General features: G+C 67.2%; 22 protein-coding genes, 1 tRNA gene and 1 pseudogene. 9 read left to right on the top strand and 15 right to left on the bottom strand.

All coding sequences use genetic code 11. From position 1 onward, the window contains the following. Positions 1 to 17: 17 nt before the first annotated feature. The 6 genes from RDCOP1_RS21465 to RDCOP1_RS08615 form a co-directional block, all read right to left on the bottom strand. On the bottom strand, positions 18 to 161 hold the full coding sequence (locus tag RDCOP1_RS21465; protein ID WP_169848861.1) for a hypothetical protein: 144 nt from the start codon (positions 159 to 161) through the stop codon (positions 18 to 20). 128 nt (positions 162 to 289) lie between these two features. After that, positions 290 to 365 (bottom strand) — tRNA-Ala (locus RDCOP1_RS08635). Between the two features lie 168 nt (positions 366 to 533). Next, a complete protein-coding gene (gene sepX / locus RDCOP1_RS08630; RefSeq protein WP_072699729.1) occupies positions 534 to 1,451 on the bottom strand; it encodes a divisome protein SepX/GlpR in 918 nt (305 codons plus the stop codon). Between the two features lie 235 nt (positions 1,452 to 1,686). After that, positions 1,687 to 2,322: a GNAT family N-acetyltransferase gene (locus RDCOP1_RS08625; RefSeq protein WP_072699728.1), complete on the bottom strand. Its 636-nt coding sequence runs from the start codon at positions 2,320 to 2,322 to the stop codon at positions 1,687 to 1,689. Further along, a complete protein-coding gene (glp, locus tag RDCOP1_RS08620; protein WP_072699727.1) occupies positions 2,322 to 3,587 on the bottom strand; it encodes a molybdotransferase-like divisome protein Glp in 1,266 nt (421 codons plus the stop codon). Before glp ends, RDCOP1_RS08625 begins: the two co-directional genes overlap by 1 nt. A 33-nt stretch (positions 3,588 to 3,620) precedes the next feature. Beyond that, positions 3,621 to 4,532 (bottom strand): UTP--glucose-1-phosphate uridylyltransferase, encoded by a 912-nt coding sequence (locus RDCOP1_RS08615; protein ID WP_072699726.1) that lies wholly within the window; start codon positions 4,530 to 4,532, stop codon positions 3,621 to 3,623. Positions 4,533 to 4,592: 60 nt separating this feature from the next. Here RDCOP1_RS08615 and RDCOP1_RS08610 point away from each other — a divergent pair, with 60 nt between their 5' ends. The 4 genes from RDCOP1_RS08610 to mscL all read left to right on the top strand — a co-directional run bounded on the left by RDCOP1_RS08610 (position 4,593) and on the right by mscL (position 7,011). Then, entirely contained in the window at positions 4,593 to 5,195 is a 603-nt protein-coding gene (locus RDCOP1_RS08610) for a 5-formyltetrahydrofolate cyclo-ligase (RefSeq protein ID WP_072699725.1), read from the top strand. 84 nt (positions 5,196 to 5,279) lie between these two features. Continuing rightward, positions 5,280 to 5,609 (top strand): FmdB family zinc ribbon protein, encoded by a 330-nt coding sequence (locus tag RDCOP1_RS08605; protein WP_072699724.1) that lies wholly within the window; start codon positions 5,280 to 5,282, stop codon positions 5,607 to 5,609. Positions 5,610 to 5,704: 95 nt separating this feature from the next. Then, complete coding sequence (locus RDCOP1_RS08600; RefSeq protein ID WP_072699723.1) at positions 5,705 to 6,427, top strand: SAF domain-containing protein; 723 nt, start codon at positions 5,705 to 5,707, stop codon at positions 6,425 to 6,427. Between the two features lie 152 nt (positions 6,428 to 6,579). Next, positions 6,580 to 7,011: a large conductance mechanosensitive channel protein MscL gene (mscL, locus tag RDCOP1_RS08595; protein WP_072699755.1), complete on the top strand. Its 432-nt coding sequence runs from the start codon at positions 6,580 to 6,582 to the stop codon at positions 7,009 to 7,011. 86 nt (positions 7,012 to 7,097) lie between these two features. On the opposite strand, the gene RDCOP1_RS08590 is transcribed toward mscL, so the two are convergent. From RDCOP1_RS08590 to RDCOP1_RS08560, 7 genes are all read right to left on the bottom strand, one after another. Next, positions 7,098 to 7,727 carry an MspA family porin gene (locus RDCOP1_RS08590; protein WP_072699722.1) on the bottom strand — a complete coding sequence of 210 codons (630 nt, stop codon included), beginning with the start codon at positions 7,725 to 7,727 and terminating at the stop codon, positions 7,098 to 7,100. 53 nt (positions 7,728 to 7,780) lie between these two features. Beyond that, complete coding sequence (locus RDCOP1_RS08585; RefSeq protein ID WP_072699754.1) at positions 7,781 to 8,554, bottom strand: MspA family porin; 774 nt, start codon at positions 8,552 to 8,554, stop codon at positions 7,781 to 7,783. A gap of 579 nt (positions 8,555 to 9,133) precedes the next feature. After that, positions 9,134 to 9,358, bottom strand: a complete 225-nt coding sequence (locus RDCOP1_RS21740) for a hypothetical protein (protein ID WP_255311415.1) — start codon at positions 9,356 to 9,358, stop codon at positions 9,134 to 9,136. A 4-nt stretch (positions 9,359 to 9,362) separates the two neighbouring features. Then, positions 9,363 to 9,860, bottom strand: coding sequence for a MogA/MoaB family molybdenum cofactor biosynthesis protein (locus tag RDCOP1_RS08575; RefSeq protein WP_174555789.1), 498 nt, complete (start codon positions 9,858 to 9,860; stop codon positions 9,363 to 9,365). An 84-nt stretch (positions 9,861 to 9,944) separates the two neighbouring features. Continuing rightward, the gene (locus RDCOP1_RS08570; protein ID WP_072699719.1) at positions 9,945 to 11,234 is read right to left on the bottom strand and encodes a trypsin-like peptidase domain-containing protein; all 1,290 of its coding nucleotides are present in this window, start codon (positions 11,232 to 11,234) and stop codon (positions 9,945 to 9,947) included. A 162-nt stretch (positions 11,235 to 11,396) separates the two neighbouring features. Beyond that, positions 11,397 to 12,797 carry a HAMP domain-containing sensor histidine kinase gene (locus RDCOP1_RS08565; RefSeq protein ID WP_084722514.1) on the bottom strand — a complete coding sequence of 467 codons (1,401 nt, stop codon included), beginning with the start codon at positions 12,795 to 12,797 and terminating at the stop codon, positions 11,397 to 11,399. An 8-nt stretch (positions 12,798 to 12,805) separates the two neighbouring features. After that, positions 12,806 to 13,495, bottom strand: a complete 690-nt coding sequence (locus RDCOP1_RS08560; protein ID WP_072699717.1) for a response regulator transcription factor — start codon at positions 13,493 to 13,495, stop codon at positions 12,806 to 12,808. 89 nt (positions 13,496 to 13,584) lie between these two features. Here RDCOP1_RS08560 and RDCOP1_RS21165 point away from each other — a divergent pair. The 5 genes and pseudogenes from RDCOP1_RS21165 to RDCOP1_RS08535 all read left to right on the top strand — a co-directional run. Continuing rightward, positions 13,585 to 13,773: pseudogene (locus tag RDCOP1_RS21165) on the top strand (hypothetical protein); the annotation flags it as partial. Continuing rightward, positions 13,731 to 13,988 carry a 30S ribosomal protein S18 gene (rpsR, locus tag RDCOP1_RS08550; protein WP_072699716.1) on the top strand — a complete coding sequence of 86 codons (258 nt, stop codon included), beginning with the start codon at positions 13,731 to 13,733 and terminating at the stop codon, positions 13,986 to 13,988. The pseudogene RDCOP1_RS21165 and the gene rpsR, both read left to right, overlap by 43 nt. A gap of 545 nt (positions 13,989 to 14,533) precedes the next feature. Continuing rightward, positions 14,534 to 15,460, top strand: a complete 927-nt coding sequence (locus tag RDCOP1_RS08545) for an AEC family transporter (protein ID WP_072699753.1) — start codon at positions 14,534 to 14,536, stop codon at positions 15,458 to 15,460. 45 nt (positions 15,461 to 15,505) lie between these two features. Then, positions 15,506 to 15,907, top strand: coding sequence for a large secreted protein (locus tag RDCOP1_RS08540; RefSeq protein WP_072699715.1), 402 nt, complete (start codon positions 15,506 to 15,508; stop codon positions 15,905 to 15,907). A gap of 47 nt (positions 15,908 to 15,954) precedes the next feature. Continuing rightward, positions 15,955 to 17,118, top strand: a complete 1,164-nt coding sequence (locus RDCOP1_RS08535; protein ID WP_072699714.1) for an MFS transporter — start codon at positions 15,955 to 15,957, stop codon at positions 17,116 to 17,118. A gap of 13 nt (positions 17,119 to 17,131) precedes the next feature. On the opposite strand, the gene RDCOP1_RS08530 is transcribed toward RDCOP1_RS08535, so the two are convergent. Both RDCOP1_RS08530 and RDCOP1_RS08525 read right to left on the bottom strand, forming a co-directional pair. Continuing rightward, positions 17,132 to 19,066, bottom strand: coding sequence for a vWA domain-containing protein (locus RDCOP1_RS08530; protein WP_072699713.1), 1,935 nt, complete (start codon positions 19,064 to 19,066; stop codon positions 17,132 to 17,134). Next, positions 19,066 to 20,451, bottom strand: a complete 1,386-nt coding sequence (locus RDCOP1_RS08525) for an ATP-binding protein (protein WP_072699752.1) — start codon at positions 20,449 to 20,451, stop codon at positions 19,066 to 19,068. The genes RDCOP1_RS08530 and RDCOP1_RS08525 overlap by 1 nt, the downstream gene beginning before the upstream one ends. Positions 20,452 to 20,598: the final 147 nt, after the last annotated feature.

The raw sequence follows: 20,598 nt of genomic DNA, 5'->3' as shown, positions 1-20,598 counted from the left end.
TTCAGTGGCGCCAACGCTCAGAGACGCTGGGCCATTTCCTCCTGGTAGTGCTGGATGGTCTTCTCGATGGTCGCGTTGTCTTCGGTGCGACCTTCGCTGCGCGCGAGGTCTGCGCGTTCGCGCAGCACCCGGATGGCGCGGCGAAGTTCGTCATCACTCATCCTCTGGTCCATGGATCCAGTCTGAACGTTTCAAGTGGGCCTCGCTACCCACTGGAGCGGGTCGAATCCTGCCCACCGGAAACGACGAATGCGGCCTTCCGAAGGGAAGACCGCATTCGTCGAACTCGTGGTGGAGCTGAGGGGAATCGAACCCCTGACCTCTTCGATGCGAACGAAGCGCGCTACCAACTGCGCCACAGCCCCGTAGGTTCCTGACGGAACCGACTCGGAAACCTTAGCAAACCTCCCGGCGCAAAACGAAATCGCTACATCGATGCAGGTTGGAGATGTTTTCGGACCGTAGCGAAAGGGCCCGCACCGTAGTGGTGCGAGCCCTTGCCTGCTGTCGGATCGCTGCGCGTGACGGCGGAATCACTGTCCCGCCGCGCGGGGAACCATGTAGTCGCGAGGCGGTTCGTCCCTGCCCCGCTCGTCATAAGCCCGGTCGTCATACGCGCGGTCCTCATAACTGCGGTCGTCGTAGTCCCGTGCGCCGTACCGGGGCTCTTCGTATCCCGGGTCGATGTAGCCCGACTCGTCGACGTAGTAGCCCAGGTGGTCGAAATCGGGATCCTCGTCGTCGATCTCGAGCACCACGGCGCCGCGTCTGCGCAGGCGCTCGGGAACGAGTCGCAGCTCTTCGTCGGTGCGCGACTCGACGCCGAGGCGAGAGCGCTGGAGTCGTGCGAGCCGGCGCCAGCGGATCTCCTGCTCGAGTTGCACCTGACGGCGGAGATAGAAGAGGTAGCCGACGAGCGCGGCGGTCGCCGCGCCACATATCCACCACATCACCGACGACACGATGAGAGCGAGGGCTGCGGTGAGGATTGCGGCGATCAGCAGGGCGAGCACCGTGCGTTGACGGGCGTCGTACCGCTGGGCGCTGGCTACGGCATCGGCGTGCGGGTCGAATCCACCCCGGCCCCTGCGCTGCGGCACGAATTCTCGTGCGGTCGCTCGCTGAGGACGGTGGTCGTGTGCAAGTTCGTGGTCTGAGTCGAAGTCGTCGTGTGAGTCGAGATCGGGCCTGTCCTCGAGGTCTGTGTCCATGCGGTCCTCCGCTGGGTGTCCTTGCGTGCGATCACGACTCGGACGCCAGTGCGGGTCGCTGCGATGCCCGGCCGCGGGCCCCCTCGGGGCGATCGGCTCGTCGTCACCGCGGTGCAGAACCCGTGTCGCGAGCGCGGCGTCGGTCGTCTGCCGGATCCGTGGACGCTTGGTGACCAGCATGGGCACCAGAACGAACAGCCACACGGCAACAAGACCGATCCACAGGAGTGAATTCGGCATCCGGCGGCCCTCCTCCCAGTCGTCACCTGCCAGTCTGTCGGCGCCACCGACCTATCCCAGGCTAGCGGCAACCACACCATTACCCGTAGAGAAACGCCGACTCAGGTGGCTACTGCAGCCACTCGAGTCACTCTTCCCCACGTGACACATTGTTCACTCTAGTCACAGAATTCACGGGAAGCCTGAGGATTGTCACTCAGGTTCGGAGTTACATTTGTTACACCGATCCGACGTTTCAGGACCACGTTGCGCGGCCACTCCGTACGAGGCGCTCGGAGACCGAACCGGGAACCTCTTCGACAGTCATCGCCACCAGCAGATGGTCACGGAAGCGCCCGTGCACGTCGAGATAGCGCTGGAGCAGGCCTTCTTCACGGAATCCGACATTCTGGAGGACGGCTCGGCTCGCCAGATTCTCCGGTCGCACGGTCGCCTCGACCCGGTGCAGACCCACGGGGCCGAAGCAGTGGTCCAGGCCCAGCGCGACCGCCGCAGTGGCCACACCCAGGCCGTTGACGTCCTTCTCCACCCAATAGCCGATCCACGCCGACCGCAGCGCGCCACGCACGATGTTCCCCACCGTGATCTGCCCGCAGAATCGGCCGTCGAGTTCGATGGCCATCGGGATCATGTGCCCCTTGCGTGCCTCGGCACGCAGACTGCGATAGAGGCCGGGCCACACCGAGATGTGATGCCGCATGTCCCACGGCGACTCACCCGTTGGTTCCCACGGTTCGAGGTGCGCGCGATCGCGAAGGCGCAGGCGACTCCAGGCGGCCGCATCCCGCAGCTTGAGCGAGCGCACGGTGACGAGCCCACCCGCCACCCGCAGCGGCCCCAGCCGCGCCGGCCATCCGGGGTGTCCGGACATCAACCGCGCTGCCCGAGAAACGCCACGTCGACCCGTTCACCGGCGCGCACCTCGGAGATTTCCGGTTCCACGATCACGAGGCAGTTGGCTTCGGCGAGCGTCGCGAGCAGGTGCGACGACGCGCCCGCAGCACCCCCGAGCGCCTGCACGAGATACTCGCCGGTCGCTTCGTCACGCAGCAACTGCCCGCGGAGGTATCCCTTGCGGCCGGGGATCGAGGTGACGGGTGCGACCGTGCGCGCAGCAACGATGCGGCGCATCGGCTGCCGACGGCCGAGAGCGATGCGGATCAGCGGCCGAACCATGACCTCGAAGACGACGAGCGCGCTCACAGGATTTGCCGGCAGCAGAAACGTCGGGACCTCGTCCCGGCCGAGTCTGCCGAAGCCCTGGACGGACCCCGGGTGCATCGCGACCCGTTCCACCTCGAGATCGCCGAGATCCGCGAGCGCTTCCCGGACGTCCTCGAGGGCCCCGCCGCCCACCGCACCGGCGATCACCACGATCTCGGCGCGGATGAGCTGGCCCTCCACGACCTCACGTAGTCGCTTCGGGTCGGTGCTGGCGATGCCGACCCGATTCACGTCCGCGCCGGCGTCGCGTGCGGCCGCCGCCAGCGCGTAGGAATTCACGTCGTACACCTGGCCGGGACCGGGGGTGCGCTCGACGTCGACGAGTTCGCCGCCGACGGAGATCACCGACAGTCGCGGCCTGGGATGGACGAGCACCTTGTCGCGGCCCACTGCGGCGAGAAGGCCCACCTGCGCCGCACCGATGATGGTGCCGGCTCGCACCGCGACATCGCCCGGCTGGACGTCGTCGCCCGTGCGACGGACATAGTCGCCCGTGCGGACCGGCTGCAGCACCTTGATGCGGGCGGCTCCTTGGTCGGTGTAGGCAAGCGGCAGGACCGCGTCGGCAAGCGTCGGCAGCGGTGCGCCGGTGTCGACGCGCACCGCCTGGCGAGGCTGCAACCGGATGGGCTGCCGCGATCCGGCGCGAACTTCGCCGACGACAGGGAGAACGATGTCCTCGCTGTCCTGGTCGTCGGTGTCCGACGACCGGCGCCCTTCCGGGGACCGCACGTCGACGCTGCGAACGGCATAGCCGTCGATCGCGGCCTGGTCGAAGCCCGGCAGCGGACGCTCGGTGACCACCTCCTCAGCGCACAGCAAACCCTGCGCTTCGGAGATGGCTACCCGGACCGGCCGGGGTGCGACTGCTGCCGCCGTGACCCTCGCCTGCTGATCCTCAACCGACCGCATACCGCTTCTCGACCTCCAGCCAGGTGCCGCCTGTCACTGTTCCAGGCGCTCGATCAGCCACTCGCGAAGCGAGGGACCGTACTCGTCCGTGTTCAACGCAGAGTCAACCGCAGCGCGAAGGTACCCGCCGGGATTTCCGAGGTCGTGTCGGGTGCCGCGGTGCACCACCACGTGCACGGGGTGACCCTCGGCAATCAACAGCGCGATGGCGTCGGTGAGCTGGAGTTCTCCGCCCGTGCCCGGCTCGATGCGACGCAGTGCGTCGAAGATCGCCCGGTCGAGGAGGTACCGACCGGCAGCGGCGAATGTGGAGGGAGCATCTGCGACGTCCGGCTTCTCGACCATGCCGAGAACCTTGAGCACGTCGGGGTTGACGGCGTCGGGCACGATCTCGACGTCGAACACGCCGTACGCGCTCACCTGTTCCTTGGGCACGTCGATCGCGCACAGCACCGACCCGCCGCGCTTGGCGCGCACCCGCTGCATGATCTCGAGGACGCCGACGGGCAGCACGAGGTCGTCGGGCAGCAACACGGCGATGGCTTCCTCGTCATCGTCGAGAGCAGCCTCCGCGCACGCAACCGCGTGACCCAGCCCGAGCGGCTTCTCCTGGATGACCGACTCGACCTCGAGAAGTCCCTGCGCCTTGCGAACCTTGGCGAGAAGTTCGTACTTGCCCTTCTCTTCGAGCTTCGACTCGAGAACGAGGTCTTCGACGAAGTGCGCGACGACACCGTCTTTACCGGGCGCGGTCACGATCAGCAGTCGCTCCGCACCCGAATCGGCCGCTTCACCCGCGACGAGCTCGATACCCGGGGTGTCGACCACCGGGAGAAGCTCCTTGGGGACCGTCTTCGTTGCGGGGAGGAACCGCGTACCCATGCCCGCCGCCGGGACAACCGCGGTCTTGAAGCGCCACGCCGCGCCGTCCGTTTTGTTCGTCATAGACTCCCACCCTAACTTCGGCCCACCGATCGGTGGCCACGTGATCTTAAGGCGACCCGCATGGCCCGCAATTCCAAAGCAATCTGGCGTACCCGAATTCTCTCCGCTCGACGCGGGCTGGAGAGCGATCTTCGACACGTCGAGGACGAGGCTCTCAGTCGGGCGGCTGCCTCGCTGGCACCGGCGGGGTCGACGGTCTGCGCTTACGTCCCCGTTGGTTCGGAACCGGGCTCGACCTCCCTTCTCGACGCGCTCGTCTCCGCGGGGACCACCGTCCTCGTGCCGGTGACGCGAGAGGGGTCCGCGCTTTCGTGGGCACAGTACCGCGGCGAGTCCTCGCTGGTCGCGGCGGGTTTCGGACTCCGGGAACCGACGGGAGAAGTACTGCCACCGGAGACGGTCGGCCGAGCGCACACCGTCCTCGTGCCGGCGCTCGCGGTCGACCGCCGCGGAGTGCGATTGGGCCGGGGCGCGGGGTTCTACGACCGCACTCTCCATCTGGCCTCACCCGCCGCGAGGATCGTCGCCGTCGTGCGTGACGCCGAACTGGTCACCGAGCTACCCGAGGATCCTCACGACATTCGGATGGGGTGGGCGCTGACCCCGGGGAAGGGGCTGGTCCGCCTCGGGACGCCGAACCGTGCGGAACAACACACCCGCTAGCGTTGTTGGCACTGTCGGCGATAGAGTGCCAAAGCTGCGGGATGACGAATACCGCGGTACGACGAACTGGCGGAGGATCAACCGGTGCCCACCTACTCATATGCCTGCACGGCGTGCGACAACAAATTCGACATTGTGCAGTCGTTCAGCGACGCTTCCCTGACCGAATGCCCGGAGTGCAGCGGCAAGCTGCGCAAGCTGTTCAACTCGGTCGGCATCGTCTTCAAGGGCAGCGGCTTCTACCGCACCGACTCCCGTAGCGGCAGCACCGCGAGCGAGAGCGCGAAGACCGAATCCAAGTCGAGCAGCTCCGATAGCGCAGGATCCTCGTCGAGCACCTCCTCGTCGAGCAGTTCCTCTTCGAGCACCTCTTCGTCGAGCACGTCCTCGGCCCCCGCTGCCGCAGCGAGCTGACCGGACCTCTCCACAGGCGGCTTGCGAATCCCCAGGCCGACCCCGACGACCTTCCGCGAGACCGGCGGGCTGACCCGAACGCATAGCGTAGGTTCATGCCCGTCGGTCCGTTTTCGTTTCCGCCCCGGTCCGCTCCCTCCGGGCGGCCTCGCGCGCCCGGGCTCGGCTCGTTGCAGCCCACCCTGCCCGACCGGATCGCCGAACGATTGCGGCCGGGCTGGGCACGCGCCGGTAACGCACGACGCGCAGGCGCGGCACTTCTCACCGTTCTCGCGATAGTCCTTGCGCTGCGCGGCAATCCGGACTCGGAACGCGTGTCCGTCGTCGTCGCTGCGCGGGATCTGAATCCGGGCCGCATTCTCACCGCCGACGACCTCACCGTCACCGACCGCGATGCTTCGAACCTTGTCGCCGGTTCCCTCACCGACCCCGCGGATGCTGTGGGCCACACGCTCGCCGGTCCGGTCCCGAACGGTGAAATCCTGGTGGACGCACGATTGGTGGGACCACGCCTCGCGTCGGCGGCAACCGGCAACGACGACGCCCGGGTGGTGCCGATCAGGCTCGCGGATGCCGGGGTGGGTGAACTGCTGCGCGAAGGCGATCTCGTCGACGTCGTGACGGTGGCCGGCGGAACGGATGTCGCGGTTCCCGACGCGCACGTCCTGGCGCGCGGAGCGATCGTCGTACTCGCGCAACGTGCGGACTCCGCCCGCGACCGGCACGAGCAGGTGATCCTGGTTGCCCTCGAACCGGGCCAGGCCACAGCGGTAGCAGCGGCGTCCCTCGTCAGTGCGCTCACTGTGACCCTGCACTGACGGTGGCACCGAGGTGGTGCCGGGCGCCTCACGCCGAAGTGCGCGAGTACGCCGTACCGAACGCCCGGCCGGGTTTATCGTCAGTCTGTGGATGTGATCCACAGCACGTGCCCACGCTCGTTGCCGGAACGTCCCGCACGAAGGAGAGCACCATGCTCAAAGGCTTCAAGGACTTTCTCCTCCGAGGTAACGTCCTCGATCTTGCTGTCGCTGTGGTGGTCGGCACCGCGTTCACGGCGATCGTCACCGCGTTCACCACGTATGTGATCGAACCGCTGATCGCCGCGCTCGGCGGCGACAACGACTTGGGCTGGGGCTTCCAGATCGTCGCCGACAATCCGGCAACCTTCATCAATGTGGGTGCGGTGATCACGGCCGCGATCAACTTCATCATCATCGCCGCGGTCGTGTACTTCGTGCTCATCCTTCCCGCCAACGCGGCGAAGAAGAAGTTCGTCAGCGAGGAAGCGGACAAGGAGGCGAGTGCCGAAGATCTGCTCATCCAGATCCGCGACATCCTCGAGGCACAGGCCGGCCAACCGGGCCAGGGCGGCGCGCGCCCCCGGCCCACCCCTCGCCCTTAGCTCTCGAACACGAAAAAAGCTGGGCCCACTCGGATTCCGAGTGGGCCCAGCTTTGTGGTGCGATTCGGCAGTTGCCGGACGTCTACTTAGACGGTCCAGACCTCACCGTAGGTGGTGACGTTGTCGCCGTTTGCGGTGATCGCGCGGACGAACGGACGCACCTGGACAGCGCCGAGGACGCCGGAGGCGGTGCCGTGGACGTTGGCGAACTGAACGGACTTGAAGTCACCGTCGAACTCGCCCTCGGCGACGACGAGCTCCTCGATGCCCGGAGCCGGGGTCAGCTCGAGCTCGGCGTATGCCTGCGGGAGGATGTCGGTGACCGTAGCGGACGCATCGGGGAGTTCGACCTCGAGGCCGGGGGTGGAGTAGGTGACGCCGATGGCGCCGTCGATGCTGCCGGCCCATGCGAACTGGTAACCGAACTGGAAGGTGGTGCCCTCCGCGTCGGCTGCACCCTCACCGAGGATGTTGGCGGTGCCGCGGCCGTTGTGGAAGAACTCGCGGTTGAACGGGCTGCCACCGAGGGCCGGAACGCCCTGGATGGAGGTGTCTTCCTGCGTCACCACGACCTCGAGGCCGTCGGAGACGATGCGGTTCTGATCGTTGACCTCGGCCGAAGCGGCACCCGAGGCACCGAGGACCAGACCGAGAACGGCGGCACCGGCCACAGTGGCGTTACGGGCGGCCTTGAAGCCACGCGACTTGATTCCCATGATTACTCCGTTTTTGGTGGTGTGTACTACTGGTGGGATGGGCAGTGCAGGACTCAGAGGGTCCAGACCTGGCCGTAGGTCGTGACGTTGTCGCCGTTGGAAGTGATGGCGCGTACGAAGGGGCGAACCGAAACCTGGCCGATGACGCCGGTGGCCGCACCGTGGACGTTGGCGATCTGAACTTCCTTGAAGTCGCCGTCGAACTCGCCTTCGGCAACCACAACTTCTGCGATTCCGGGCGCCTGCGACAATTCGACGCCGGCCGACAGCTGAGGGAGAATGCCGCCCATCTTGGCGGTCATGGTATCGGTGTCGGTGACGGTCTCCTTGAAGAGCTTGTTGCCCTCCGAATCCGTAGCTTGAATCGGCTTGCCATCCGCATCGAGCTTCGCGGCGCCTTCGCCATCGACCTCGTAGACCGGCTCGACCTTGGTGGTTTCAGTAGACTTCGCCGTAAGAGTCGGGTCAGGACTCGCCCAGTTGAAGCCGATCGCACCGTCAACCGATGCCGACCATGCGACCTGGTAGCCGAACTGGAAGGTCGTGCCCTCGAAGTCCGCGGCGTCGGGGCCGACGATGTTGGCGAGGCCACGGCCGTTGTGGAACCACTCACGGCTCAGGGGGCTGCCGCCGATGGGGGGAACACCCTGGATGAAGGTGTCCTCCTGCGTGACGATCACTTCGTTACCGTCGGAGACGATCCGGTTCTGATCGTTGACCTCTGCGCTCGCGGCGCCGGTCGATCCGAGAACCAGACCGGCCACGGCGGCCGCCGCCACCGTGGCGTTGCGGGCGGCTCTGAAACCGCGTCGCGTCTGAATCTTCATGAATGCCTCATCCGTTCTCTGCGTGCCGGGTGGCGCACCCGCGTCCGGCACTGCTGGTCGCCCTCGTCGCCCGCGAAGGCGTTCTTCAACAGCGAGCACACCGCCGGAGCGCCGGCCGGTGTGCTCGTTGAATCGATCGTCCACACGGTATTGCGTTACCGATTCGAGATCGAGGAGCCGATGTGTGAGACCTCTCCGCGATCTGATCGAACCTGAGAGGGAGATTAGACCGTGACCTTTGCCGGGGCAACGGCTAGAAAGTTACGGACGAAGTGCGGCCGACGATGTGCGTTCGTCGCGTGACGGGTCCGGCTGTATCGGAGACCACACGGCCCGGATGCGACATGTCACCCACCGCCGCACAAGGTCCGAATCGCGACGTCTGGGCGTTTGTCCAGGTGACAGAGGGCATTCCCCACCCGGAGGGCGAAGAAACCTTCCGAGATTGTGTCCGCGGGCACATGATCCTCGTCCTCGCGAAGCTGGCCGCGGACTGAACGGAATGTTTCGAGAACGTTTCCTTACGGCCGATAACGGCTTTGTCTCAGGCGTAGGTAAGGCTCACCAAAGTGTTGTAGATCACACTCCTCCGTGGTGTGGGGGCACTTGCCGACGCAGCCATTCGTCGGAATCCCCCCTGCCTTCACCCCCCGAGTCCCGTTCGTCCCGGGTGGTCTCGGGAAGCACGTCACCGAAGATGCGCGCAAGCCGCGCCCGGTCGATCCGGGCGCGGCTCGGGGACGGTGACGCGGGCTGTTCGGCCGCGTTGTCGGCGGAAGTTCCGCTCGACTCGTCGTCGGAAATTGTCCTACTCCTCCACTCGCGAGAATTCCTGGATCACATGGGCTGCCAGCGGCAGCAATGTCGCCATGCCGTCGCGGATCGCGGCGCGCGACGACGCCAGATTGGCGACGAGCGTCGACCCGGACACGCCCACCAGTCCGCGCGACAGACCGGCTTCCACATTGCCGGAGGCGAGACCTGAGGCACGCAGCGCCTCCGTGATGCCGCGGATCTCGTGATCGAGAACGTCCGCCGTTGCATCGGGCGTCACGTCTCGCGGCATGACACCGGTTCCACCGACCGAGATGACGAGGTCGACCCCGCCGATAACCGCGGTGTTGAGTGCGTTGCGGATCTCCACCTCGTCGGCCGAGACCGAGACCACCCCGTCCACGGCATACCCGGCTTCCACCAGTAACTCCGTGACGAGCGGACCGGCCGCGTCGGGGCTGTCCCCGTGGGAGACCCGGTCGTCGACGATGACGACCAGCGCGCGGCCGATTCTCAGGTCTTCCATTTCCATGACGTCCACGGTAGTTCGCGGCTGCTGTAGACGCGCCGGATGAGCGGAATTGTGAGCTATGTCCATTTTCGGCTCCTCGCCGCTCTACCCCGACGTCGTTTCGACGTCGACGGTCTTCTGGTTTCCGTTCGCATCCTGATAGGTGATCTTCACCGTTTCGCCGGGTGCGCGCGAACGGATCGCCGCGATCAGGGCGTCACCGTCGGTGATGACCCGATCGTCGACCTTGACGATGAGTGCGCCGCTGGGAATTCCCGCACGGTCGGCGGGACCACCCGCCACGACCTCGGCGACACGAGCGCCGTCCTCGTTGTTCTGCGACGGCACCTGGACGCCGATGACGGCGTGCTGAGCCTTCCCCGTATCGATCAGCTCGTCGGCGATGCGCCGGGCCTGGTTGACGGGAATCGCAAATCCCAGGCCGATCGATCCCGATTGGGACCCGGCCGTGGCGATCGCGGTGTTGATCCCGACGAGTCGCCCGTCCATGTCGACGAGCGCACCGCCCGAGTTCCCGGGGTTGATCGCGGCATCGGTCTGGATCGCGTCGATCACCGAACTCTGATTCCCGGTCTGACCACTGGTCGACACCGGGCGCTGGAGCGCAGAGACGATGCCGGAGGTCACCGTGCTCTCCAGGCCGAGCGGTGACCCGACCGCGACGACTTCCTGCCCTACCTGGATGTTGTCGGAATTGCCGAGCTCGATTGGGGTGAGGTCCTTGCGTCCCTCGGCACGGATCACGGCGATATCGGAGACGGCATCCGTCCCTTCGATGCTCGCAGGAGTCGAGGTGCCGTCGGAGAAGTACACCTTCAACTGCGCCCCGCTCCCCGCGCCCTCGACCACGTGGTTGTTGGTGAGGATCAGCCCGTCCGACGACAGAACGACGCCCGAACCTTCCCCACTGCCGGTGCGGCCGAGCACCTCGATGCGCACAACGCTCGGCACCACTTTCTGTGCGACCGCCTGGACGCTTCCTTCGGGCGCCTGCGCCACGGGCGCGTTGTCGTTCACGGGGGCATCCAGAGAATTCACCACCGGGGCATTTCCACCGGAATCCTTGACCGACCACGCACCGACTGCCCCACCGATACCCCCGCTGACCAGGGCGAGCGCGATCGCGCCGACCGCCAATGCCGACCGTCCGGGCATACGCCCGGGAGTCCGGGTCTGCTGCGGGGCCGTACCCTGCGGGTAACCTCCGGCCGGCTCGCCTGGACCGTAAGGTCCCGGAATCTGGCCGGGGCCGCCCACCGGCTGCGTCGGTCCGTACGGGCCGGTCGGCTGCCCTTGCCCGTAGGGATGGGCTTGCGACTGCCCGTAGGGGTGGGGTTGCGGCGAGCCTGCACCGCGGGTCGGGTCATCGTTCATGTCATCGCCTTCGTCCGATATCCAGCACGAGGAAGAGCGTCCGGTCGCACGAGGCGCGATGGCACCTCGTCGTCCGCCACTCAAGAATGGACCGCGCGTCTGAGAATCGGCTTAAGATTCGCCCCCGAGAATCCTGTCGGTCCGATGTGTCCACCTGGTCCGCTACGTGCGGTCCGCGACGGTGTCGTCGCCGAGGTCAGGGGTCCCCGGGAGCACGATGCGGATGAGTGCGCCGCCGCGCTCGGATCGATCGACGGCGATCGTGCCACCGTGTTTCATGACGATCTGCCGGACGATGGCCAGGCCCAGTCCTGAGCCCGGCATCGACCGGGCGCTGGTAGCGCGGTAGAACCGCTCGAATACGAGTTCGCGTTCCTCCTCGGGGATGCCCGGGCCCGCGTCGTCGACCGTGATTTCCATCAGGCCGGGACCGATCTGCCGCATCCGTACGAAGACCTCTGCTCCCGCAGGACTCCATTTCGCAGCGTTGTCGAGGACGTTGACCATTGCTCGGGTGAGCGCCGCGTGATCGCTGAAGACGTACCAGGGCTCGGTGGTCGCGGTGAAGACGACGTCGGTCCGCCGTCGTCGTGCCCGCTCGAGACTGCGGTCGACGACTTCCGCGATGTCGACGGCCTCGAACACCGCCTCGGGCGCGTCCTCGCGCGCAAGGTCCACCAGGTCGCCGACCAGCGTGGAGAGTTCTTCGATCTGTCCGACGACATCTTCCCGGAGCTCGGCCATGTCCTCGGCGGGCAGGCTGGGCGCGCCGGGTCTGCTGGCCGCGATGAGCAGTTCCATGTTGGTCCGCAACGAGGTCAGCGGGGTTTTGAGTTCGTGGCCGGCGTCCGCGACGAGCCTGCTCTGCCGTTCTCGCGACTCGGCGAGGGCGCGCAGCATCATGTTGAAACTCTCGGTGAGTCTGGCCAGCTCGTCGTGGCCGCTCACCCGGATCGGTCGCAGGTCGTCGGTGCGGGCGACCCGCTCGGCGGCGGCAGTCAGCCGCGCGACAGGTCTCAGTCCCGTCCGCCCGACGGTTGCCCCCACCGCCGCGGCCAGTACGACCCCGCACCCGCCGACGACGAACAGCACGCTCGCCATCCGGTTGAGCACTTCCACGGTCGGCCGTAATCGCTGTGCGATGACGATCGTGCTTCCGTCGGGCATGCGCTGGGCGAGCACGCGTTGCTGGTCGATCGTCCGCAGCGACGAAGCGCGCTCACCCTCCGCGACGGCCACCTCCGGCTCACCGATGGGAACCGACGACCCGGGCGGCACGTACCGGCTGAGGTCGCTGTAGATCAGGGCGACGCTGATGTCGGAGCTGTAGAGCTGGGCGCCACCGATGTATCGGGGGTCGTAGGTGATGAGCGTGCTGGACTCGACCAGCGCCTCCGCGCGGGCACGAAGTTGCTGATCGACGTCGGAGTACAGCGCGCGGGCCACGACGGCATACGCGGCGATCGAGGTGACCGCCACGGCGAGGGCGACGGCACCGGCCGCGAGCAGGGTGACTCGGGTGCGCAGTGGAACCGACCGCGTCAGCAGCATGGGCGGCCGCATCTTCGAGCTCACGGTGCCGTCTCGCGCAGCACGTACCCCACGCCGCGCACGGTGTGGATGAGGCGGGACTCACCCCCGGCCTCGGTCTTGCGCCGGAGGTACCCGACGTACACCTCGAGGGCGTTTCCCGAGGTGGGGAAGTCGTATCCCCACACTTCCTCGAGAATCCGGCTGCGGGACAGCACTCGCCGCGGGTTCGCCATCAGCATTTCCATGAGTGCGAACTCCGTGCGAGTCAGACTGATCCGGCGGTCACCCCGGGTGACTTCCCGCGTGGCCGGGTTGAGAGTGAGGTCCTCGAACCTGAGCGTCTCCTCCGCCGACGCATCGGGGTCCGGGGTGGCGCGGCGCAGCAGTGCCCGCAGACGTGCCAGCAGTTCCTCGAGTGCGAACGGTTTGGGAAGGTAGTCGTCAGCTCCGGCGTCGAGACCGGCGACACGTTCGGATACCGAGTCACGGGCGGTCAGCACGAGGATCGGCAGGTCGTCGCCGGTACTGCGCAGACGACGGCAGACCTCCAGGCCGTCGACGCGGGGCATCATGACGTCGAGCACCATGGCGTCGGGCCTGGACGCCACGACGTGCTCGAGGGCTTCCTGCCCGTCGGACGCGAGGTCGACGGTGTATCCGTTGAAGCTGAGGGAGCGGCGCAGCGATTCCCGCACTGCCCGGTCGTCGTCGACCACCAAGATGCGCATGGTTCTCAGTGTGGCCCGACCCGCTGAGAATTGACTGAGGGCGTGCCGTACCGCCTCGGTCGTCCTGCGGTCCGAGCTGTGCCGGCCGTCCGGTAAGATTGCTCAATCGAGACGCTGCGGACGGCCGCCCGCGCGGCCACTGCGGAAGTTCGGGCTCTCACGAGGGTGTACGTGAAGTCGCCCACCGCGGGGAAATATCCGGCGTCCACAAAGTCGAGCTGGTGAGGAGCGAGATATGGCAGTCAAGCGAGGACCGTCCAAGAAGTCGCGTGCCGTAGAGGGACGCAAGCCCAAGAAGAATCCCCTCTTCGCGGCAAAGATCGATTACGTCGACTACAAGGATGTGAACCTGCTCCGCACGTTCATCTCCGACCGTGGCAAGATCCGCAGCCGTCGCGTCACCGGGCTGACCCCGCAGCAGCAGCGTCAGGTCGCCATCGCGGTGAAGAACGCGCGCGAGATGGCTCTCCTGCCCTACATCAGCAGCAAGTAGGCCCAGCGCCGAAGATCGAAGGCTGCCGCCCCTTCCGCATCCGCGGAAGGGGCGGCAGCCGTCTGTGCCCCTCTGCGCGTCGGCCATTTCCGCCCGGCGCAAAATCGGGCAAACTGGGCATAATCATCGCCGGCTGGTCAACGCGCTGCCAAAAACCCCAAAATTGGGCACTTTCGGTTGGCATTCATTCCGATTTCCGGATAGGTTTTTGTTCGCTGAAACGAATTGCACTGCCGGGGAGGACAGGGAATTCGTTTCGGCGGAATGCCCCTGCACAGCGTGACGGCTCACAAGTCCCCACCGACCACCGAGCCCTCCCGCGTGATCACGGGGGCATTCACCCCGCCTGCTGTCCTTCGGGACAGGCTGTCGGGGACGCCCCGCCGGCGGCGGGATCGCACCCGCCGCCGGCGGCGAAGCGTGAACGATTCTCCGGGTTCCCTTGCCGTTTCCGCACGGGTCCGAGGCCAATCCGTTACCGGTGGTAACCTTTTTCGCCGGGCGTGAAACGGCCCGGTGGAGCTTCGTACGAGTGGGTGAATTCGGTGTCGGGCGTGGTCGCGGGGTTCACCGTCATCTTCGTGATCATCGCGATCGGATTCGTGCTGGGACGCCGCGGGACTCTCGGCAGCGAGGCACAAACCGTGCTCAGCCGTCTGGTGTTCTTCGTCGCCACACCGGCACTGCTGTTCGACGCGCTCGCCACCTCCGATCTCGCGGTCATATTCTCGCCGAACCTCTATGTCGCCGCCGCCACCGCATTCGCCGTCGCGATCGCATATTTCGTCATAGCAGCGTTGTGGCTGAAACGTTCCGTTCCCGAACTGACCATCGGCGCACTGTCTGCCGGGTACGTCAATTCCGCGAACCTCGGAATCCCGATCGCGGTGTTCGTTCTCGGCGACGCCTCGTTCGTCGCGCCGCTCCTGCTGTTCCAGATCGTGGTGCTTTCCCCTATCGCCCTGACGATGCTCGACCTGTCGACCATGCGCGCGGGCGCATCCCGGCTCGACACCCTCACGGCACCGTTCAAGAACCCGATCGTGCTCGCGGGCGCCGCCGGGCTCGCGGTCGCGGTAAGCGGATGGACGGTACCCCCGGCGATCCTCCAACCGTTTCACCTGCTCGGCGGAGCCTCCGTGCCCGGGGCGCTGCTCGCGTTCGGGCTGTCGCTACAGGGCGTGCGAGTGCTCGAGAAAGGCACGAGCCCCCGGCGGGACGTCGCCCTGGCCTCGGTGCTGAAAATCGTCGTGCAACCACTTCTCGCCTACGCGATGGGCCGATACCTGCTCGGCCTCGACGGGCACGCGTTGTTCGCCGTCGTCGTCGTTGCTGCCCTGCCTACCGCCCAGAACGTCTTCGTCTACGCGAGTGCGTACGGACGCGGCATGGTTCTCTCGCGGGACTCCGCCCTCGTCACCACCCTCGCCTCGATCCCCGCCATCGGCATCATCGCCACCCTGCTGACGTGAGAGCCGCCGAACCTCTCGTGCCGGGTGCGGGCCTAAGGTGACCGCATGCGCCTGATCGTCCTGCTCGTTTGCAGCGTTCTCGCCGCCGCATGCGGCTCGAACAGCCATGACATCGACCCACTTCCGGAAACGCCTGCGCCGCAAGGAGCAACGGAATTCGGTGCGCGGACCGACCTCGTCGACGCACATCCCATCGAGATCCAGGGGTGGTCGCGAGCCGGCGACAACCGGATTGCGCTGCACTTCGAGACGGGAACGCCGGAATGCTTCGGCGTCGACGCCGTCGTCACCGAGACCGCCGACGCCGTGGGTGTCACGGTGCTCGGGGGCACGCTGCCCGAGGCGCAGGACAAAATGTGCATCATGATCGCGGTGACCGGAACACTCGAGGTTCCGCTGCAGCAACCGCTCGGCGAGCGGATCGTCACGGCGGGTGAGCCGCACTGACCACCCCGTCCGGCGGCGACGCGTCGTTCCCCGCACCGCAGACCGGTGTGCCGCGGCACTGGTTGCTGTACCTGTGCACCGCCACAGCCCTGCTGCACGCCGCGTTCCAGTCCGTGCGCGTGCTGGTCTCCTATCGAATCCTCGCGCTCGGAGGCGACGCCGCGACCATCGGCCTCGTCACCGCCCTGTACGCGATCGTGCCGCTGGTCGCGGCAGTCCGGATGGGCCGATCCGTGGATCGCGGTCACGCCGCGATGATCCTGCGCAGCGGCGTCGTGGTGTCCACGCTCGGTGTGGGGCTCATCGCGGCGAGTTCGGGTCTGGTGGTCCTCGCCGCCGGCAACGTCGTGCTCGGTCTGGGGCAACTGCTGGTCACGGTGTCCGGTCAGGCATTCGTCTCGATCCTCTCGCCGCCCGACCGCCTGGACCGAGGATTTGCCGGCATCACACTCGGAGTGTCGGTCGGTCAGGCCGTGGGCGTACCCATAGCCGGGATCATCGCCGCCAACCACAGCGCGGACGACGGCAACGTCGAGACCACGGGCGCGCTGCTCGCGATGACGGTGATCTCGGCGGTCGCATTGCCGTTCGTGCTGGGACTTCGGGAGCCGCCCGGTTCGGGACGCACCGCCGACGACGGGGCGCCCCAATCGGTGCGATCGATGCTGGCCACCCGGGGCATGAAACCGGCGATGCTGTCGAGCCTGATCGTGCTGGCGTCCGTCGACCTCGTCGTGGTGTACCTCCCCCTGCTGGGAGAGCAGTTCGGGTTCGGTGTGCTCCTCGTATCGGCGCTGCTGACGGCGAGGACGCTCACCTCGATCCTGTCCCGCGCACTGCTGCCGTGGGCGCTGCGGCACGTCGGCAGGCGCCGCCTGCTCATCTCCGCTACCGCCGGCACCATCGTGCCGGTCGCGCTCATCCCGTTCCTGCCGAATCCCTGGCTCATCGCAGCGCTGCTCGCCGTGTGCGGCGCGTTCTGGGGTGTCGGGCAGCCGCTGACGATGACGTGGGTCGTCGAACTGGTGGCCCCGTCCGACCGGGCGTCGGCGCTGGCGGTCCGCCTCACCGGAAATCGCCTCGGCCAGGTGCTGATCCCCGTCGCGGCGGGAGGAGTCGCCGGAGTTGCGGGAGTCGCGTCGGTGTTCTGGGTGACCGCCGTACTGCTGTCCGCCGCGGCCACCTCGACGTGGCGGGCGCTGCGCACCTGACTCGCCGAGCCCGTCAGCGGCGGCGCATCCGCACGTAGTCGCCGACGACCGCGGCACCGAGACCGTCGAGGTCGGGTGCGACGACCCTCCCACCCACCCGGCGTGCCATGCGGTCGACGATCCGGGCGAGTCCCGGATCGTCACCGAGCCGGAAGATCGTCACCTGGGCACCGATCTTGGCGAGGTGATCGAGTTCGCGCACCGTCAGGCCGAGCGTGCGCGCACTCGGCGGATAGTCGAACGCCGCATACCCTTCGGGTTCGAGGTGAGCGGTGGGCTCGCCGTCGGTCACCACCAGGACGACGGGTTGTGCGTTCGGATGACGACGCAGATGGCGGCCGGCGAGCATGAACGCGTGGTGCAGGTTGGTGCCCTGCTCGTACACGCCGTCGAGGCCTGCCAGCTCCGGGGCCGTGACCACCCGCGCGTGCCGGCCGAATGCGATCAGTTGCAGAGCGTCGCCCCGGAAGCGCGTCGACACGAGATGATTCAGTGCGAGCGCGGTGCGCTTCATCGGTACCCAGCGGCCGTCCATGACCATCGAGAAGGACGTGTCGACGAGCAACGCGACCACGGCCTGCGCCCGCTGCTCGGTGTCGACCACCTCGACGTCGCTCACCGACATCCGGACCGGCACGCCAGGACTGCGGAGAGTCGCGTTGGTGAGGGTGCGCACGACATCCCACGGCTCGGTGTCGCCGAACTCCCACGCCTTCGTCGCACCGGTGGGCTCACCCATCGCACCGGCCCGCCGCGATTCGCGTTGCCCGGTGCGGGAGGAGATCCGGTCCATCACGTCCCGCAGCGCTGTCTGCCCGAGCTGACGCATCGCCTTGGGCGAGAGCCGCCATTGTCCGTCCGCTCCACGATCGAAGAATCCCTGTCGCTGGAGTTCCTTCTCCAGCGCGGCGAGCGTGTGGGCGTCGGCGACAGCCTGCGGGCCGAGATGCCGTTCGAGTTCGTCGAGATCGATGTCGTCGAGCGACGCCCCCGCGTACTGCTGCGACAACTGCTCGGCCAGCTGATCCAGTTCCGCGACCTCCTGGAGCGCGGAGGTGGCGTCGCCCAGTCCCATGGGTTCGTCGCCCCGGGCGCGGGCGGACCCGTTCCAGTCCTCACCCGGACGCGCGGCGCGCAGATGCCCGTCGAGCCGATCGAGTTGGTCGGTCAGGGCGGGTGAACCGAACGCCTGCTGCGCGAGCGCGTCGAGTTCTTCGCGTTGTTCCGGAGTGAGCGAGTTGCGCAGTCGCTGCGCCGCCGCCGCGCGTTGCGCCAGTGAGTCGAGCAACTCTTCGACGTCCTGCGGGTCGTCGGGGAAGAACTCTCCGTGCTCGGCCATGAACTGTTCGAAATCCTCGGGGGTGTCCTCCCCTCGGGCGTGCTTGTCGAGCAGGTCGTTGAGATCTTCGAGCATCTCTGAGATGCGCTGCCGGTCTTCTTCCGTGGCGCCTTCGAGTGCCTGCTTCATGCCGGCGAACCGCTGGTCGAGCATTTCCCGCCCGAGCAGATCGCGGATCTTCTCGTAGTTCTCCCGTGCCTGCTCGCTCCGCCAGTCGTAATCGGCGAGTTCCTGGACGGCCTGCGCCGGCGATGCCGGGAGTTCTTCCATGCGCATCTCGGCGAACCGCGCGTCGTCGTCGAGGGCCCGCGCGAGTTCCTTGCGTTCCTCGAGCACCGCCTTGTCGAGCAGTTCGCGCACCTGCCTCAGCGTGCCGTCGAGATTGGTGCGGTCGAGAAGTTCCTTCCTGCGCCGATTGGCCTCTGCCGCGAGTTCGTCCAGCCCGCGCATGCCGTCGCTGCCACGACGCAGCAGTTCGCGCAGCGCTCGTTGCGGCGACGACCCGGCCAGGACGTCGTCGCCGATGGTCGCGAGCGCGTCGCGCAGATCCACGGGAGGTGCGAGTGGGTCGCCCCCGTGATACGGGCCGTAACGCGCGGAACGGTCCATCAGGAGTACACCGCTGCGCCACGCGGGCCGGCGTCCTTGGCGATGCGCCGTGCCAGATAGAGCCCCTCCAGCGCGAGTTCCACTGCCGCGGCGCGGGTTCCGCTGTCGGACGCACCGAGGCGCTCGGCGACCGTGTCGAGGACCGGCAGTTCGGGCAGCGCATCGAGCAGCGCCTTCGCGGTCACCCGTTCACCGGTGATCACCGGCTCGCCCTGCTCGACGGCGGCGACGAGAGGTGCGAGATCGATCCCGGCCAGTCGCGTGCGCGCGGTCTCTGCTGTGGCGCGGCGAAGCAGATGGTCGAGGACCTCGAACTCCCGCCCTTCTTCTCCCGACTCGAACTCGACCTTCCCGCGCAGCACCTCGACGACGGTGCCGAGGTCGATCGGACGCGCCACGGGGTCGTCCTCCCCCAGCACCGCACCTCGGTGCACGGCGGCCGCTGCGACGGTCTCGGCACCCGCAACGGCGAACCGCGCGGAGACACCGGAACGTTGGTCGACGGACGTCGACTCCCGCAGCAACCGGGTGAAGCGAGCGAGAATCTCGACGAGGAAATCGGGCACCCGGGCCTGCAGGTCGGCTTCCTGCTCGATCACCGCGACCTCGTCGTCGAGTTCCGTCGGGTAATGGGTGCGGATCTCCGCGCCGAACCGGTCCTTGAGCGGGGTGATGATGCGCCCACGGTTGGTGTAGTCCTCGGGGTTCGCACTCGCAACGAGAAGTACATCGAGCGGGAGCCTCAGGGTGTAGCCGCGAACCTGGATGTCGCGTTCCTCCATGACGTTGAGCAACGACACCTGGATGCGCTCGGCGAGATCGGGAAGCTCGTTGATCGCGACGATGCCTCGGTGGGCTCGAGGGACCAGCCCGAAGTGGATGGTCTCGGGATCGCCGAGGCTGCGTCCCTCCGCGACCTTCACGGGGTCCACGTCCCCGACGAGGTCGGCGACCGACGTGTCGGGAGTCGCCAGTTTCTCGGCGTAGCGCTCGCTGCGGTGGCGCCACGCCACCGGCAGATCGTCGCCGAGTTCGGCCGCGCGGCGAATCGACGCAGGTGTGATGGGTTCGTAGGGGTGCTCGCCGAGTTCGGATCCCGCGATCACGGGCGTCCACTCGTCGAGAAGCAGGGAGAGTGTGCGCAGCAGGCGTGTCTTGCCCTGGCCGCGTTCTCCGAGCAGCACCACATCGTGGCCGGCGAGCAATGCCCGCTCGAGTTGCGGAACGACGGTCTCGTCGAAACCGACGATGCCGGGCCAGGGGTCGACACCGTCGCGCAGGGCAGCGACGAGGTTCTGCCGGATCTCGTCCTTGACGGGACGATGCACGTGGCCGGAGGCGCGGAGCTCTCCGAGGGTGGACGGGCGCTGTGTGGGGGACGTCACCCCATCAAAGGTACGACCGTACGGCGGTTTCGGCACCTGCGACACGAGGAACCCCGCCCCGCGCTCCTCCGGAGCGTCCCAGATCCTGCCGTGCTGTCCGATGCACACGTCGGACGTGCGGGTTCGGGGACTCCTGAGTACGTGCGG

It is taken from the genome of Rhodococcus coprophilus NBRC 100603, assembly GCF_001895045.1.
GTDB lineage: Bacteria > Actinomycetota > Actinomycetes > Mycobacteriales > Mycobacteriaceae > Rhodococcus > Rhodococcus coprophilus.
This window is presented reverse-complemented; position numbering and strand designations above follow the sequence as displayed.